The 15,175-nt window shown below is 72.8% G+C and carries 14 protein-coding genes; 6 read left to right on the forward strand and 8 right to left on the reverse strand.

Annotated elements, in window-relative coordinates; genetic code table 11:
• Positions 1–65: 65 nt before the first annotated feature.
• The 4 genes from IE225_RS00855 to IE225_RS00870 form a co-directional block, all read right to left on the reverse strand.
• Positions 66–2,741 (reverse strand): tetratricopeptide repeat protein, encoded by a 2,676-nt coding sequence (locus IE225_RS00855; RefSeq protein WP_190055299.1) that lies wholly within the window; start codon positions 2,739–2,741, stop codon positions 66–68.
• A gap of 60 nt (positions 2,742–2,801) precedes the next feature.
• A complete protein-coding gene (locus IE225_RS00860; protein WP_308432425.1) occupies positions 2,802–3,170 on the reverse strand; it encodes a hypothetical protein in 369 nt (122 codons plus the stop codon).
• Between the two features lie 223 nt (positions 3,171–3,393).
• Positions 3,394–4,713 carry an McrC family protein gene (locus tag IE225_RS00865; protein ID WP_190055300.1) on the reverse strand — a complete coding sequence of 440 codons (1,320 nt, stop codon included), beginning with the start codon at positions 4,711–4,713 and terminating at the stop codon, positions 3,394–3,396.
• Positions 4,706–6,853 (reverse strand): DUF8426 domain-containing protein, encoded by a 2,148-nt coding sequence (locus IE225_RS00870; RefSeq protein WP_190055301.1) that lies wholly within the window; start codon positions 6,851–6,853, stop codon positions 4,706–4,708. The genes IE225_RS00865 and IE225_RS00870 overlap by 8 nt, the downstream gene beginning before the upstream one ends.
• 150 nt (positions 6,854–7,003) lie before the next feature.
• On the opposite strand from IE225_RS00870, the gene IE225_RS00875 reads away from it, so the two are divergent.
• The 3 genes from IE225_RS00875 to IE225_RS00885 all read left to right on the forward strand — a co-directional run bounded on the left by IE225_RS00875 (position 7,004) and on the right by IE225_RS00885 (position 9,217).
• Complete coding sequence (locus IE225_RS00875) at positions 7,004–7,393, forward strand: hypothetical protein (protein WP_190055302.1); 390 nt, start codon at positions 7,004–7,006, stop codon at positions 7,391–7,393.
• Between the two features lie 50 nt (positions 7,394–7,443).
• The gene (locus tag IE225_RS00880; protein ID WP_190055303.1) at positions 7,444–7,944 is read left to right on the forward strand and encodes a hypothetical protein; all 501 of its coding nucleotides are present in this window, start codon (positions 7,444–7,446) and stop codon (positions 7,942–7,944) included.
• A 142-nt stretch (positions 7,945–8,086) separates the two neighbouring features.
• Positions 8,087–9,217 carry an ADP-ribosylglycohydrolase family protein gene (locus IE225_RS00885; protein WP_229879113.1) on the forward strand — a complete coding sequence of 377 codons (1,131 nt, stop codon included), beginning with the start codon at positions 8,087–8,089 and terminating at the stop codon, positions 9,215–9,217.
• Between the two features lie 78 nt (positions 9,218–9,295).
• On the opposite strand, the gene IE225_RS00890 is transcribed toward IE225_RS00885, so the two are convergent.
• Positions 9,296–9,793, reverse strand: coding sequence for a hypothetical protein (locus tag IE225_RS00890; protein WP_190055304.1), 498 nt, complete (start codon positions 9,791–9,793; stop codon positions 9,296–9,298).
• A 456-nt stretch (positions 9,794–10,249) separates the two neighbouring features.
• Complete coding sequence (locus tag IE225_RS00895) at positions 10,250–10,732, reverse strand: ATP-binding protein (protein WP_190055305.1); 483 nt, start codon at positions 10,730–10,732, stop codon at positions 10,250–10,252.
• 191 nt (positions 10,733–10,923) lie between these two features.
• On the opposite strand from IE225_RS00895, the gene IE225_RS00900 reads away from it, so the two are divergent.
• Together IE225_RS00900 and IE225_RS00905 are read left to right on the forward strand one after the other, a co-directional pair.
• A complete protein-coding gene (locus IE225_RS00900) occupies positions 10,924–11,793 on the forward strand; it encodes a helix-turn-helix domain-containing protein (protein ID WP_190055306.1) in 870 nt (289 codons plus the stop codon).
• The gene (locus IE225_RS00905) at positions 11,790–11,975 is read left to right on the forward strand and encodes a DUF397 domain-containing protein (protein WP_190055307.1); all 186 of its coding nucleotides are present in this window, start codon (positions 11,790–11,792) and stop codon (positions 11,973–11,975) included. Before IE225_RS00900 ends, IE225_RS00905 begins: the two co-directional genes overlap by 4 nt.
• Before the next feature lie 78 nt (positions 11,976–12,053).
• Here the strand turns inward: IE225_RS00905 and IE225_RS00910 are convergent, their stop codons facing one another.
• On the reverse strand, positions 12,054–13,160 hold the full coding sequence (locus tag IE225_RS00910) for a barstar family protein (protein ID WP_190055308.1): 1,107 nt from the start codon (positions 13,158–13,160) through the stop codon (positions 12,054–12,056).
• Positions 13,161–13,327: 167 nt separating this feature from the next.
• Positions 13,328–14,176, reverse strand: a complete 849-nt coding sequence (locus IE225_RS00915) for a helix-turn-helix transcriptional regulator (RefSeq protein WP_190055309.1) — start codon at positions 14,174–14,176, stop codon at positions 13,328–13,330.
• Between the two features lie 86 nt (positions 14,177–14,262).
• On the opposite strand from IE225_RS00915, the gene IE225_RS00920 reads away from it, so the two are divergent.
• A complete protein-coding gene (locus IE225_RS00920) occupies positions 14,263–15,072 on the forward strand; it encodes an SDR family NAD(P)-dependent oxidoreductase (protein ID WP_229879115.1) in 810 nt (269 codons plus the stop codon).
• Positions 15,073–15,175: the final 103 nt, after the last annotated feature.

Genomic DNA, 15,175 nt, shown 5'->3' on the forward strand with positions numbered 1-15,175 from the left:
TCGTCCACCCTGCCGCAAGCGGACATCGGCCTGGTGGGTACGTCGCTGAGGCTGCTGCTGCGTCCCTACGGCTTCGGCGCCGGGGGCTTGGCGACAGCCCTCAAGCGTGGCCCCGCATCCTTCGGCAGCAGGGCGAACGCCTGGTTCATCCAGTGGGCTCCCGCCTCCTGCTCGCCCGCGTCGGCGAGTTTGAGCCCGTAGTCCATCATCACCACGAAGGCCACTTCCCCCCGCAGCCCGTCGGTGGGCCAGTCGTCGCGCTGCTGGATCGTCGCGAGCTCCTGGTACTCGGCCCGCACGGCGGGGTCGGCGAAGTCGCTCTTGTGCAGCCGTATGCCCCACAGCCGCAGGGCCTCCCAGAGCAGAGGCAGACGCGGGGAGTGGTGCTCGGTAAGCCGCAGCAGGCGGCGGACCGCCTCGACGAGCACGGCACGGCCCTCCTGCGGCCGATCACAGGCGTACAGGCACTGCGAGTAGTTGATCAATGCCTGGGGGAGGCTGGGGTTCAGCGGGTCGGGATGGAGGCGTTCCTGCTCGCGGAACCCTTCCACCGATTCCTCGATCACGGCCAGGGCTTCGTCGTGGCGGCCGAGGTCGCTGAGCCGATTGGCCAGATTCATGAGGGTGATGGGCAGGTACGCGCGGACCGCGGGACTGTGCCGGGTCTCCGTCCGCCACTCCTCGACGGCCTTGACCATGGCCTTGTAGGCCTTTTCGGGCCGCTTCAGGCCCTTGAGCACGCTGGAACGGACCCACCAGATCTGGGCCCGCGTGAACCAGTCGTCCGCTTCGCAGTGGCGTTCGGCCGCGGCGAACGCCTGGGCGCACATCTCGAGTGCCTCTCGGTGGTGACCGCAATTGGTCAGCTGCACGGCATAGTTGCTGAGCACCCTGACGTACTCACCGCCGTATCGGTCCGGCTCGTCGTGGGCCAGGCCGCGGTAGAGGTCGGCGGCCGTGCGCAGTGATTCCAGGGCCTCCTCGAACCGGTTGGCGGAGACCAGCCCGTCGGCGAGTGAGGCGTGCAGTTCCGCCTCGGCCGGGATGTTCCGCTCCGCCGCCCGGTAGCGGCGCAGAGCCTGCTCGGCGGCCGCGATCTTCAGGTCGCAGTTGCGGTGGGAGTGCGGCATGGTCTGGACGGCGCCCAGCAGGAACGCCGGATCGCCGACGGTTCCGACGGAGTCGGTCAGCGCCGGCTGCAGCAGGTCCGGGCGTGGCAGGTACGAGGCCACCATCGCTCCCGCGAGCCACAGGCTGTCCGAGCCGTTCGCGAGGATTTCGGGGAAGGCTTCCCGCACCGCCGGGAACCGCGCGGCGGTGCGGGCCAGCACCGTCCACAAAGTCCCCTGCTGGTGGGGGGCGTGCGCGGCCCGGCCCAACGCCGCGGTCAGTTCGGGCTGCTGGGCCAGCGCGTCCGCCACCAGCCGCTCTGCGAGCGGATCGGGCTCCAGCGGGTTCAGCCAGTGCTCGCCCGGGTGGAGCTGATGGGCCCAGTCCGCGTACTGGCCCAGGACTCGGCGGTGCTCACCGGTCAGGTCGGGCACGCATTCCATGAGCCGCACGGCTTCGTCCCGGTCGGCGGCACCGCAGCAGGTGACGGCCGTCATCGCCGCCCGCAGCGTCCTTGGGCGGTGGTCCGGGAGACCGGCGGCGCGGGCCGTCGCCGACCAGTACCGCTGCTCGTGGTCCAGCACGCGCCCGGCCGCGTCGCGGAACGTCTCGGACGCCGGGAGCGACTCGTCACGGTCCAGCAGTGCGGCAAGCGCCGCCATGTGGAGGGCGAGAGCGGAGGAGAAGCGGTCCTCCACCAACTCCTCGAAGGGTTCCACTCCTTCCGTGGGGTAGCCGCCCGCCTCGGCGAACCTCCGTACCGCCTCCCGGAACATCAGCGGCCTGTCCTCCGCGGCGCCGAACAGCGCCGGCAGCTCGTACTCCGCGTCGTACATCAGCGCGGCGGCACGGTCGGGAGCGGTGACACGCGCCTGCGTCCACCACTCCCCGGAGCTGCGGGCCAGGAGCAGCAACCGCAGCCGCCCGAGGCCCGCCGGCCGCTCCCCGGCCGCCGTCAGCAGCGACGCCAGCAGTTCGGGCCGGGCCTCGGCGTAGTCCACGACGGCCAGCGCGTCCCCGGGCAGGGCGCACAGCTCCCGCAGCGTCCGCTCGTCGCAGTCGGTGCGCAGCCGCCCGGCCGTCCACTTTCGCCCCTCCGCCCAGCCGATCATCTCCAGTGCCAGCCGGGTCTTGCCCTGCCCTCCCGGTCCGGTCACCAGGCGGAGTCCGATCTCCTCCTCGTCCTCGCACCAGGCCACCAGGTCAGCCAGCTCCTGCCGCCGTCCATGGAAGGGAACGACCTTGTAGTCGCTGCGCAGCAGGAAGCTGGGCGGGAACTTCCCCTTCTCCGGCAGGCGCGACTCGGCCAGGAACGCACGGCGGGGGAGCGGGGCGGACGCCGGCTCCTGCGCCGTACGCGCGTTCATGTGCAGTGTGCCGACGTTCATTTGATGGATGTAGCCGCTGTTGGCAAACGCGTCCGGCGCGGCGGCGATCGCAGGTCCGGTCCCGCTCACCCGCACCCCGGCCCAGTCCGAGCCGGCCTCCGAAACAGGGCCGCGGTAGCCGGAGTTGGCGGTTCCGCCGGAGGCCGCCTGCGCCTCCCCGGACTGCGTGACCGAGATCTGCTCACCACCGGTGCGCGCCTCGGGACCGTTCCCGCGCCGGCTCCGCCCGCGTCGACCGCGCATGCTTGTCTCCCCCTTCTCCCCGCGGTCACGGTTCGGTCAAGTGGTGCCGCGGTGGTGTGGTCAGCCGTAGTCGATTCCCGTGTTCGCGCTGCTGCCGGGGGCGTCGGCGGTCGCGTCCCCGGTCTGCTCGGCCCGGGCGGACCCGCTTCCCGCACCGCGCGGTCGCCGGATGCCGGTCGACGCGCTGCCTCCGGCGACGGCCCGGGCCCGTCCCGTGCCGACGGCCGTGTCCACCGTCCCGGATTCCGAAGCGGCCGGCGAGGCGAACAGCGCCAGGACCACGGCGGCCACCCCGGTGAGCCCCTGGACACAGGCGGCGACCAGTTGGCCGGTGTCCGGATCGCCCAGCACCCAGAAGAGCGGCGTCGAAACGACCAGTGCGCCACCGACCACCAACGTCGGGATCTTCCAGCGTCGCGGCACCCTCACCGCCCCCTTCGGCAGCCGGCCGACGGTATGTCACATCAGCGGGAACGCCTGCCGGCGGCCGACGGTTCCGCGGGAGGAGCAGCACCGGCCGCGGTCGGCATCCCCGCCCGCATCCGCTCGGATCTCCCCAGTCTCGCTTGGGTGTTGCGGTCACCGTCACCGGGCGAGCCGTCCGGCTTCTCGTCGGCGAACCGCCTGTCGGCCCGTGGCTCCGTACGGTTGCTCAGCGGTCGCCGAGCAGGTGCCCGGTGCTCTGTGAGAGGTCTTTCCGGGCGGGAAGCGGCGTGCCGGGCCCGCCGACGCCCAGTGGCAGAGCCGACCGCATCCAGGCGACCGCCTGAGCCGGAGGCGTACGGGTGTCGACTCCGAGGACGTGGAGGACACCGAGCACACCTGCGGGGCCCTCGACCCGGGCGACACGTTGGGCGTGCCCTCCCGGTTGCGGGTGCACGATCACAGCGTCGGGGGCGTCGGCCGGGGCGTACCCGGCGCAGTAGGTGAGCAGTTGGTGGATGTCCGCCGCACCGACGCGGTGGCGGTCGTAACGCTTGTACTTGGCGTCCACCGGCAGCAGTACGCGCCGAGCCGGATCCCGGCCGGGCAGGCTGAGCAGGAGGTCTGGCCGGAACGTGGAAGTGCTGCCGAGGTCGTCGAGGATGGTGATGTCGGCCTTGCCGGTGCTGGGGACGGCGCGGCCGCCGTGCCCGGCGGCGGCCTCCGCGGCGAGGCGGCGGACAACCGCCTCCCAGAGCGCGGGCATGGGCAGCAGAAGACCGTCCGCGCTGATGCCGCGGTCGGCGAGCAAGTCGGTCACGCCGCCACCGCGCAGCAGCAGGCGGGCCCACGTATGGGCCGCGCGATAGCGGGAGTTCAGGCGGGTGTATTGGACGCGGTCCAGTGCGCGGAGCGCGGCGGCCGGGGTCGGCGCCTGCGGGAACGCCTCGGCGATGCCCTTCAGGTCGCGGGCGAGGCCGGAGTCGGCGGCCAGGGCGAGCGCGACGCGCAGCGCGGTCCCGAGGACGCGGTTGTCCCAGATGTCCGTCTCCCGGTCGAACGTGCGGAGATGCAACTGGTCCAGTCGGCCGTAACGGCGGGTCACCTGGGCAGCGGTGTCCAGGCGCCCGCGGAGCACCGGTTCGAGGCTGTGGCGGGGAACGTAGTCGCAGCGCAGCCCGTCCCTCACCAGCTTTTCGCACTGTTCGAGCAGGGCCGCGGCCACGAGGTCGGCGTAGCCGTCCGCAGCGGTGGTCCAGCGCCGGGCCGCCGTGGGCGTGGGGGTGCCGAGCGCGTAGGCGAGCCAGGCCATGAGCTGTTCGCCCGGGATGGCGAGCTTGGGCTCGATGACGAGGCGCACACGGTCCAGGGCGAGCACGCCGACGGTCGCGTCGGCGGTGAGGCGCCAGCTGGCGCGATCTGGCCGCAGGGTGAGGCAGCCGCGTGCTTGAATGGCGTGCAGGCGGGTGACGTCCCGCGGGGTGAGCTGCTCGGCGTCCAGCGTGCGGGACTCGTACTCGCCGAGTCTGATCTCGGCGCGGTCAGGCATCGGAGCCGGGAGTGCCGCCGCTGGTGAACTCGGTCGCCAGGGCGTCGGGCAGGTCCTGCGGGGACATGAGTACGGGACGCCCGGTGTCCGCGTCGACCAGGTCGCCGAGGATGCGGTGCAGCAGGTCGGCCCGGCCGAGGCAGTAGTCCTCCAGCAGAGGGATCACCTCGTGGCGGAAGGCGGCGGCCAGGTCCTCCTCCGTGGCGATCGGCTTGCCGTCGCGCAGCAGGTAGGCGTGGCCGATCTGGTGATCGGTGTCGAGGTGGCGGGCTATGCGCGCGTTGAGGGACTCGAGGAACGCGGCCAGGTCCAGGGGGCCGACCGTCGCGGACACGGCGTCGGGGTCGGGATCCACGGGCAGGAAGGCGAACCGGCGGCGCACCGCGGCGTCCAGGTGGCTGATGCTGCGGTCGGCGGTGTTCATCGTGCCGATGATCCGGACGTTCGGCGGCACGGAGAACTTCCGCCTGCTGACGGGCAGGGTGACCGGCAGGCCGCGCTTGTCGAGTTCGAGGAGCGTGATCAGCTCACCGAAGACGCGCGGCAGATCACCCCGGTTGATCTCGTCGACGATCAGCAGGAACGTCTGCTCCGGCCGGGCAGCGGCCCGAGTGCACAGGTCGTGGAACAGACCGTCCCTGAGGGTGAGGGTGAGCCCGGGGCCGGTGGCGCTCATGTCCGGCTTGAAGCCTTCGACGAAGTCTTCGTACCCATACGAGGGGTGGAAGGTGACCATGCCCACGCGGTCACCGTGCAGCATCTCGGCCTGGGCCTGGGCGCGCCGGTCCGGCTCGGCGCCGAGCACGTCCGCGCGGCCCGTCAGCGCGAGGGCGGCGCGGAGCGCGAGCCGTGTCTTTCCCGTGCCGGGCGGCCCGTGCAGGATCACCTGCCCCTTGCGGTCCACAGCGTCCACGACGGCCTGCACGTCCTCGGGCAGTGTCACCGGCGCGCCGTCCTCCCGCGCCCGGGCCGTCCCCGCGGCGTTTCCGTCGCGGGCTGCCGTGAGCCGGGCGAACAGGGCCGGGTCGACCTTGGCGAAGGTGGACTGCCAGCCGTGCTGCGGCTCGGCCAGTTTCCGCGCGTGGGAGGTGTCCCACGCCACGGGGACGACGTGCCGGAACTCCACCCGCTCCGCGGCGAACCGGTAGCCGCCGGTGACCGTGCCGGTGGCGAGGACCTCGTCCTTGCCGCGGTTGGCGACGATCCGGTCTCCCGCCTCGAGGTCCCGGAAGGCCAGCAGCCGGCGAGCGAGGGTCAGACTGCCGCCGCGGCTGCCGGGCGAGTTCAAGTCGAGGGCCGCCTTGAGTTCGGTGTCGCTCTGGTATTGGCCGAGGTCTCCGACCTCGTCCCAGCCCACGCAGATGAACCCGCCGTCGCGGCACTCGTCCCAGAGACGGCCGCGCTCACCGGGGGCGATCTTCCAGATCGTGCGTTGCCGGGGGCGCGGATCGAAGTTCCGGTAGAGGAAGCGCATCACCTCGAGGCCGCTCCACCCCTCGAACTCGGGCCGCTGCCGCACCAGATGGAGGAGCCTGCGGTTGCTGCGCCAGGCCGGGGAGTCCGCCTCGGCTGTCCCGCCCAGCCGGAGAAGGAACGTGCGCAGGTGCTCGGTGGAGTAGACGGGCAGGAAGTGCTCGGGGAAATAGGCGGTCAGTGACTTGGTCACCAGGGCCGGGCCGAACCGCAGCAGGTTGAGGTCGTCCAGCGTTTCGAAGTCCTGCCGGGCCACCGCGTCGAAGGCCTGGACGAACTGGCCGCGCAACCGCGCCCACGCCTGAGCCGGTTCCAGTCCGCGCAGGGGCGCGGCCAGCCGCCATTCGCCGGAGCGGTGGCGGTAGATGATGTGCTTGGCCGCGCTGCCACCCCTGATGCTTCCGAGGTGCGGCGTGCCGAACTCCAGCAGTCGGCAGTACGTCGCCCCGTCCTCGCCCACGCCGGACCGGGGCGTGTCGGAGAACCCGCTCTCCACCGACGTGTCCAGTCCCAGGGCGTAACGCTCGAGCGGCAGTTCAGCCCACTGCTCCAAGGGGAACCGGGTGATGATGCGCCGGCGTTCCTCCTCGGCCCTGGCCTCGTCGACGGCCACAGTGCCGCGGTCGAACGCGGCCGCGGCCTCCCCGATGCCCACCCTATCGTTCATGATGGTCATCATCTCGCACGCGCCAGGGCCCGACGCCGTGGGCGGCTCCCACCGGCCTGGGAGATTACGGGCTGCGCAAGGCTTCGATGCCTGACATGATGAGCCGCCCGGACACTCGCGCGGGGCGGGTGCGGTGGCCGAGGGGAAAACGTGGCGGACTGGATATACATCCTCAACCCGGACAGAGACACGCTGGACGGAGAGCCTCTCGACAAGGAGGAGATGCACCGGCTGGCGGAGGAGGAACCCGAACTGGAGCTGTGGCTCAGCCGGCGCTACACCATGAAGCCCGGCGACCGCCTCTGGTTCTTCATCACCCGACCGGAGGCGGCGGTCGCCGCGGTGGCCGAGGTCGACAAGGAACCGTGGGAGGAGCCGGGCGCCCCCTACCTCGTGGCGGCGACCCTGCTGCCCGAGGCGACCAAGGCGCTGTACCGCGACCCCGTGGGCCGGGACGAGCTCGGGCTCGGGCAGGTGCGCTCGGTCCAGAAGGTGAAGCCGCACGCGCTGCCGGCGCTGCTGGCGCGGGCGGGCCTCTGAGGGCCGCCCGCGGCGGGCCGGACGGCCGGAGCCTCGGTAAGGTGATCGGCATGTCGTCCGCGCACTTGCTGATCATCGGGGACCGGGCCGCTCTGAGCTGGGTGGTGACCGAGCAGCGGATGGCGTTCCCGGCCGGGCGGACCAAGCTGGCGCGCACCTTGGAAGCGGGCGACGAGATCTTCCTCTACACCACGCGCGGCTGCTTCCGGAACCCGACCCGCGACCTGGGCCGCGTGATCGCCCGCGCCTCGGTCGCCACTCCCGTACGCGCGCTGGACGAGCCGGTCGTCTTCGGCGACCGCTCCTTCACGGAGGGCTGCCGCCTGCGCATCTCCGGCCTGGCGCCCTTCCGCCAAGGGCTCGTCCTGCGCGACCTGGTGCCCCGGCTGTCGGTCTTCCCCGACCCGGCGACGTGGAGCGTCCGCATGCGCCGGGCGTCCCTGGCGCTGCCACCGGGCGACGCGGACCTGCTGCGCGCCGAACTGGAGCCGCTGCTGCGGCCGTACGACGAGACCGCCGGCGCCTACCGCTGGGAGCCGGCGCCGGCCTGAGCCGGTACGGGTACGGCTCCCGCGACGGCGCCGGACCGGGAGCGGACCGGGACCGGCAGGCTCTTCCCGAGCGAGCCCGCCCGCCCGGCACCGCCGGACCCCGACACCCGAGTCCCGTTCCCCGGCAGAGAGGTGTGCCGCCTTGCCCCACGCGAAGGACCACCAAAGGGAGCTTTTCGCCCGGCAGTCCCGCGTCCGCGGAATGATGCTCGGCCTGGCGCTCGGAGACACGGTGGGAGGGGCCCGGGGCAGGCTGCCGGCCGGGGGTCCGCTGCGGGCCGGTGTCAGCACACAGCTCGCCTGCTTCACCGCCGAGGGCGTCATCCGCGCCCAGGTGCGCGGACACCACAAGGGGATGTGCTACGTACCGGGCGTGATCCTGCACGCCTACTGCCGGTGGGCCTACTTGCAGGGCATCGAGCAGGAGAAGATGCGGCGCCGCTGGGCCCCCTCGTACAGCAACGCGGTGTGGCCGGACGGCTGGCTCGCTCGCGTGCCCGTGCTGGCCGAGCGGCGCGGCAGCGCACCGGCGACGGTGACGACCCTGTCCCGGATCGAGGACGGCGACAAGCGGATGCCCGCCCCCACCCCCAGCCGGGGCTGCCACGCACTGACCCGGAGCCTTCCCGTCGCGGTCGCCGGGGCCGGGGGTGTCGCCCAGGTCGGCTCACTGGCCGCGCTCACGCACGGCGACCCGGCCGCGCAGGCCGCCACGGTCCACGCGACCGTGCTGGCCCACCACTGCCTGACCCACCCCGTGCCGGCGTGCGACCCGTCCTCCTGGCCCGGCGCGTCCGCCCAGGTGGTGCGGGAAGCGCTGCACGCGGGCCTCACCGCCCTGCCGTCGACGGGCCGGCCCGTCACCGGTGACGAGCAGGACCGCCTGGTGGCGGCGTTCCGGTCCGCGGTCGACGAGCCGCCGGACGCGGGACGCCTGGCACGGCTCGCGCCGGACGCCACCGCGCCCTCGGCCCTGCTGGGCGGTCTCTACACGGCGGCCGCGTTCCCCGCGCCCGCCGATTTCCGGACCGCGCTGGAGTTCGCGGCGGGCGCTCCGGACGGCGACTCGGTCGCCTGCGTCACCGGCGCGCTGCTCGGCGCCGTCCACGGGGTCGAGGCGCTGCCGGTCGACCTGGTCAGCCGGCACGAACTGGCCTGGGTCCTGGACACCTTGGCCCGCGACTTGGTGCTGGAGTTCGACGACTCGCCCAGCGGCAGCGAGTACATCCGGGGCTGGGACCCGCATTGGTGGAACCGCTATCCCGGCTGGTGACGCCCATCATCGGATCGCCCACCGGTCCACCCGCCGACCGGGCCCGGCCCTCCCCTCCCGGGCGGAAGCCGCGTCCTGTCAGGAGTAGGTCCAGCGCCAACCGCCCCCGCTGTAGGCGCACTTGATCCGAGCGCCGCTCGCGGTCGTGGTCACGGCCCCGTGGTCGCTGTTCCGGCAGTACTGCCCCGCCTGGTAGCAGTTGCCCGCGTTGGAGACTATGGAACACGTGCCGCTGCCGCCACCACTGCTGCCGCCGCCGCTGCCGGAGTCGGCCGCCTGAGCGGCTCTGGTGACGGTGACGGTGGGGCCGGGCCGCGTGACCGTCTTCGTCTTGGTGACCGTGGGAGCGGGTTCGGGCTTGGCGCTGACAGTGGCCGTGGCGGTCACGGTGGCCGTGGCGGTCACGGTCGGCGTGGGCCGCGCGGCGAGCGTGTGGGCGGCGTTCGCGTCGTCCTGACCGGCCTGGCCGCCGATCACCCCGAGAGCGAACAGGGCCGCGCCCGCGGCCCACACCCTCTTGCGCTTGCGCAGCGGTCGGAAGTCGGCCGGGTGCGGCGGACGGTTGTGCGGGTTCACGGTTCCCCCTCGAATTCCGAGTGTTCACAGGGACGCTCCTGCCGACGCACCGACCGCTCCTGGCGCCTTCCTTGAACTTGAAGCTCAGGAGCCAGGACGGGCGCTACGGGCGGGGGTCGGAACACCGTCGGCAGGTGATGACGTCAACGGGAGCATGACCCATTCCTGTTAGCTATGTCAACATACTTCCATCACTGCTTGGCTGCGTTACTGTGTACGATCGGTTGTGCGGGTCTCGGTGAGCCAGTGGCGATACCGACCGGCCGTCGAGCCCCGCACGCACGGGAGCCGGCAGACCCTCCGCCGCAGCGCAGGAGCCGAAACCGATGGACGTCTTCGGCGGCCTGCAAGGAACTGCGCTCCCGGTGCCACACCCGGAGCGGTCGGCGGTCCGGGCCTGTCGGAATGAACCATCCGAGCCGCCCCAACCGCCCGACGCCCCACCCGCCCGGCTCCTCAGCCGGCAGGCCCGGCCGCTTCCCGAAACGGCCGGGTGTGCGAGGGCTCCTGCCTCAGCAGCGCCCACACCGTCTTGCCCGAGGGCGGGAACGGGTCCGTGCCCCAGTGGTCGGCGAGCGCGGCAATCAGGAGCAGGCCCCGGCCCGACTCGGTGTCCGCAGGCGTGGTCAGGTCCGTCACGGGGGAGGGGAGCCGGTCGCCGCGCGCGTCGGTCACCGCGATCCGCAGCACACCCGCGGCCGGGTCGAAGCGCAGCGCGAGACGGAAGTCGCGGCCCGGCACCCGGCCGTGCAGCGCCGCGTTGGCCGCCAGCTCCGCCACGATCTGCTCCGCGCGCTCGGCCACGGACGGTGACACCTGCCAGGCGTGCAGCTCCGCCGCCGTGAGCAGACGCGCGAGGCGCGCACCGCGGCGCGTGGACGACAACTGCTGCGCGAACGTCCTGACGGCCGTGGGCGGATGGGGTGTGGTCACGTTCATGAGGTCAGAGTGGCGGGCGCGCGGGGGCGCGTTCCAGGCGCGATCCCCGTACGGTGCGTCAGCGTACGGAGACGTTCCGTAGACGGTACGGCCCGCCTGCCGTCACGCTGGGTGTTGTGCCGTCGGGAGTGGGGTGCCGGAAGACCCGGACGGCTGCGCACGGACGTGAGGGCAAACGGAGGGTGGCGCACATGGCGGACGCCGACATCATCGGTACCCGGGACGAACTGGCCGTCTGCGAGGGGGAGAAGGAACCGGACCCGTCCGACAGCCTGCGGACCTTCGGCGCCGTCGTCCAGGCCCTGCGGGAGAACGCGGGACTGAGCCGGGCCGAGTTCGGGGAGCTGGTGCGCTACTCCAAGCACACCGTGGAGTCGGTGGAGTTGGGCCGCCGCATGCCGGACGAGTCCTTCGTGGAGCGGGCGGAGGAGGTGCTGGGCAACACCGGTGCGCTGCGCAGGTCGGCCCGCTTCCTGACCCGAGGGGAGGCGGGTCTGGCGGCGTGGTTCCGGCGGTGGGCCCGGCTGGAGCGGGTGGCGGTGAGCCTGTGGACGTATGAATGCCGGTTGGTGCCTGGGTTGTTGCAGTCGGAGGGGTACGTCAGAGCTCTTTGTGACAACGACATCCCACCCCTCACGGATGACGTGGTGGAGACCACGGTGCAGGCTCGCCTGGAGCGCCAGCGTTTGCTTCGTGACAGGCCCGGCACCACGTTCGACTTCATCGTGGAGGAAAGCGTCCTGATGCGCCGTCTGGGAGGAACGCAGGTCGCTGCCGAGCAGTTGGACCACATCATCCAACTGACTTCGCTGCGAAACGTGACCTTCCAGATCATGCCTGCGAACAGTGAGCAACACGCTTGCCTCGCCGGGCCGGTTCGGCTCCTGCAGACGTCGGACGGCCGCTGGCGCGCCTATTCCGAGGGGCAGGGGACCGGTCGCCTGATCACTGACCAGAAAGAGGTGAGCAGGATCCACATGCGCTATGCGAGACTGCGCTCGCAGGCCCTCTCCCCGAAGGACTCCGCGAGCCTGCTGGTGCGGATAAGAGGAGCGCTATGAGCAAGCCGGAACTGGCCTGGTTCAAGTCCAGCTACAGCAGCGCGCAGGGCGACGACTGCGTAGAGGTCGCCGTCACCGAACAAGCCATCCACGTACGCGACTCCAAGGACCCGAACCGCCCCCACTTCACCGTGGACCGTGAGCAGTGGACGCGTTTCGTGGGGTACGTCATCGGCGGGTGAGCGCCGCCGCCGGTCGTCGGCCGTGCGGCGGCCGGCGTTCCAACTCCTGGGCACGATGCCCGGTCGGTGCCCCGCGGTTCATGCCAGGGTGACGTGCACGCCGCCCCCGGCCAGGACGTCAAGGGCCTCGGCGAACAGGTCGTAGGGCCGGCCGTCCGGTGTCAGGGCCCGGGACAGGTGCTCGCGTGCGGTCGTGGCGTCCCGCCACAGCAAGGTGGCGGGGGCGGTGTGGCCGAAGGTGCCGCGCAGGCAGTCGGCGAGGGCGTCCAGGCAGCCGCCGAAGTAGCCGCCCGGCCCGTTCACCGCCTCGCCGAGCGCCAGGTAGAGGCCCGGTTCGTCGGTGATGTGCCGCCCGTCGAGTTCGTAGACCTGGCCGGCGGGCCGGTCACGGCGGGTGTGCCGGCAGGCCCGGTCCCGGACGAGGTCGAGCCAGGCCCCGCGGCGCCGGGTGTCGAGGTCGGCCCAGGCACCCGCGGTGTCCGGCGGCCCGGCGAGCCACCACTCCCAGACGGGCCGGGCGTGTCCGGGAACGGGCGTGCAGAACTCCCCGTCGAGCTCCAGGTCGATCAGATCCGCCCCGTGGGAGGACGGGCGCCAAGCGCTGATTTCGGCCCACAGCGGGCATTCGGTGAGCGGCTCGCCCCGGCCGTCCCGTATCTCCAGGGCGGCCTGCCCCAGATCCAGCGCCCGCCGGGTTCCCTTCGCCAGCGCCGCCCGCAGTCGCTCGCCCGGGGCGAGCCCTCGCAGGACGAGCGGGGGCGCCGGCCGCTCGGGCGGCAGGACGCGGGCGAACTCCCGGCAGGAGCCCAGCCACCGGTGCCCGTCGTGCACGCGAACGCGGCTCCGGTACCCCTCGGGCGGGCCCTCGTAGTCGTCCAGGCCGGTGAGCACCAGGCCGTCCGTCCCGGGGAGCCGCACCGGACTCTCCGCGTCCTCCAGCAGCCAGGGGCCGAGTGTCTCGTCGTCCGGCACCAGCCACACCCGGCTGCCGATCCAGCCGCGCGCCTCGGCGCCTTCCGGGACCCAGCCGAACAGTTCGTACGTCCCGCGCCGGGACTGTTCGAAGAGTCCGTCCACCGCGGCGCACTCACCCCAGACGTGGCCGTGTTCCGTATCCGTCGTATCCGTCAGCCTGTACCGCCCGTGTCCGTGATGGCCCCTGTCCTCCCGCACAGCGGGAATCATGCCCGGGCCGGGCTTTCACCACGAAACCCTTTTCCCGTACTCGGCTGCACGGAGCGGGGGCGCGTCGGTGGCGGGAGATCCGGCTCGGGGCGCGCGGGCGGCGGATCGGGCGTGGACGGAGCGGGCGTGGACGGAGCGGAAGCGATGAGTGAGCCGTCCGGCGCGGCTCAGCCCGGCACGTCCATGCGCTGGGTGCCGACGACCGACAGCAGCCGCAGGGCCTCCTCGGAGGACGAGCCGGGCGTGGCGGTGTAGAGCACGACCCGCTGGTCCCGTTCGGTGATGTCGAGGACGTCACAGTTGACGGTCACCGGGCCCACCAGCGGATGCCGGAACGTCTTGCACAGGGTGGGCTCCGCGGTCACGTCGTGGGAGGCCCACAGCCGGCGGAACTCCTCGCTCCCGGCGAGGAGTTCGGCCACCAGCCCGGTCACTTCCGGGTCGCCGGGGTAGCGGGCGGCGGTGGCGCGCAGGCGCTGCGCCGCGCCGCGGGCGAACACGTCCGCGTCCGACACCCCGTACAGCCGGCGCCCCTGGGGGTGCGGACCGAGGAAGGCCCGGCGCAGGAGGTTGCGGTCGCGGCGCGGCAGGGCGGAGAAGTCCTCCATGAGGGCGGCCGCCAGGTCGTTCCAGGCCAGCACCTCGTACGTCGCCGACACCACCAACCCCGCGGTCTGCGACAGCCGGCGCAGCAGGTCGAGGATGCTCTGCCGCACCTCGCGCGGCGGACCGGGCGGCGGGCCCGGCGGCGCCCCGGCGAGGTGGTGCAGGTGGTCGCGCTCGGCGTCCGACAGGCGCAGCGCCCGCACCAGCCCCGCCAGCACCTCGCGGGACGGGCGCGGGCCGCGGGCCTGCTCCAGCCGCGTGTAGTACTCGGTCGAGATGAACGCCAGCTGCGCCACCTCCTCGCGGCGCAGCCCCGGGGTGCGGCGCGGCCCGGTGGGCAGCCCCGCGTCGGCGGGCGTGATCCGCTCGCGTCTGCTGCGCAGGAAGGCCGCCAGCTCCTGTCTGTCCACACGTCCAGTGTGCGCGGCGGCGCGGGGCCCAGCCAGGTACTGCCGGTGCCTGGATGGGGCCGACGATCCGGCGCAGGCTCGCTGCCATGGACAACGCATCGACGAACCCCACATCCACCGCGGACGCTGCGCCCGCCCCGGGCCTGCTGGCCGGCAAGGTCGTCTTCGTCAGCGGCGCCGGACGCGGCATCGGCGCCGCCGCGGCCCGGCTGTTCGCCCGGGAGGGCGCGAAGGTGCTGCTCGCGGCCCGGACCGAGACCCAGCTGAAGGCGGTGACCGAGGAGATCCGGGCGGCGGGCGGCACCGCCGACCACGTGGTGTGCGACCTGGCCGACACGGACAGCGTGCGCGCCGCCGTGAATTGCGCCGTGGACCTGCACGGCCGCCTCGACGCCGCCTTCAACAACGGCGCGACCCTCCAGAAGCCCGGCCCGCTGGACCGGATGCCGGAGGCCGACTTCGACCACGTCTACACCGTGAACCTCAAGGGAGTCTGGCTGGCCATGGTCGCCGAGGTGGAGGCGATCCGGGCCACCGCCGGCACGGGCGCCATCGTCAACAACTCGTCCGTCGGCAGCTTCCTGAGCAACCCCGAACTGCCCGCCTACGGCGCGATGAAACGCGCCGTGAACAGCCTCACCGAGTCGGCCGCCGTCACCTACGGCCCCGAAGGCATCCGCGTCAACGCGATCGCCCCCGGCAACACGCTCACCGAGATGATCCGCGCCTGGGAGGCGGAATCCCCCGGTCTGCAGGAGCGGCTCACGGCGCAGACACCGCTGCGCCGCGGGGCCGACCCGGCCGAGATCGCCGAGGCCGCCGCCTGGCTGCTGAGCGACCGCGCCTCCTTCGTGACCGGCGCGATCCTGCGGGTCGACGGCGGGGCACGGGTCTGAGCCGCTCCCCGGTCGCGCTCATCCGGCCTGTGCAGGCACACCGCCCTCGTGGAGAACGCCGCCCTCGTGGAGAACGCCGCCGGGTCCGGCATCGGCGGGGCCG

The organism is Streptomyces echinoruber (assembly GCF_014651135.1).
Classification (GTDB): Bacteria; Actinomycetota; Actinomycetes; order Streptomycetales; family Streptomycetaceae; genus Streptomyces; species Streptomyces echinoruber.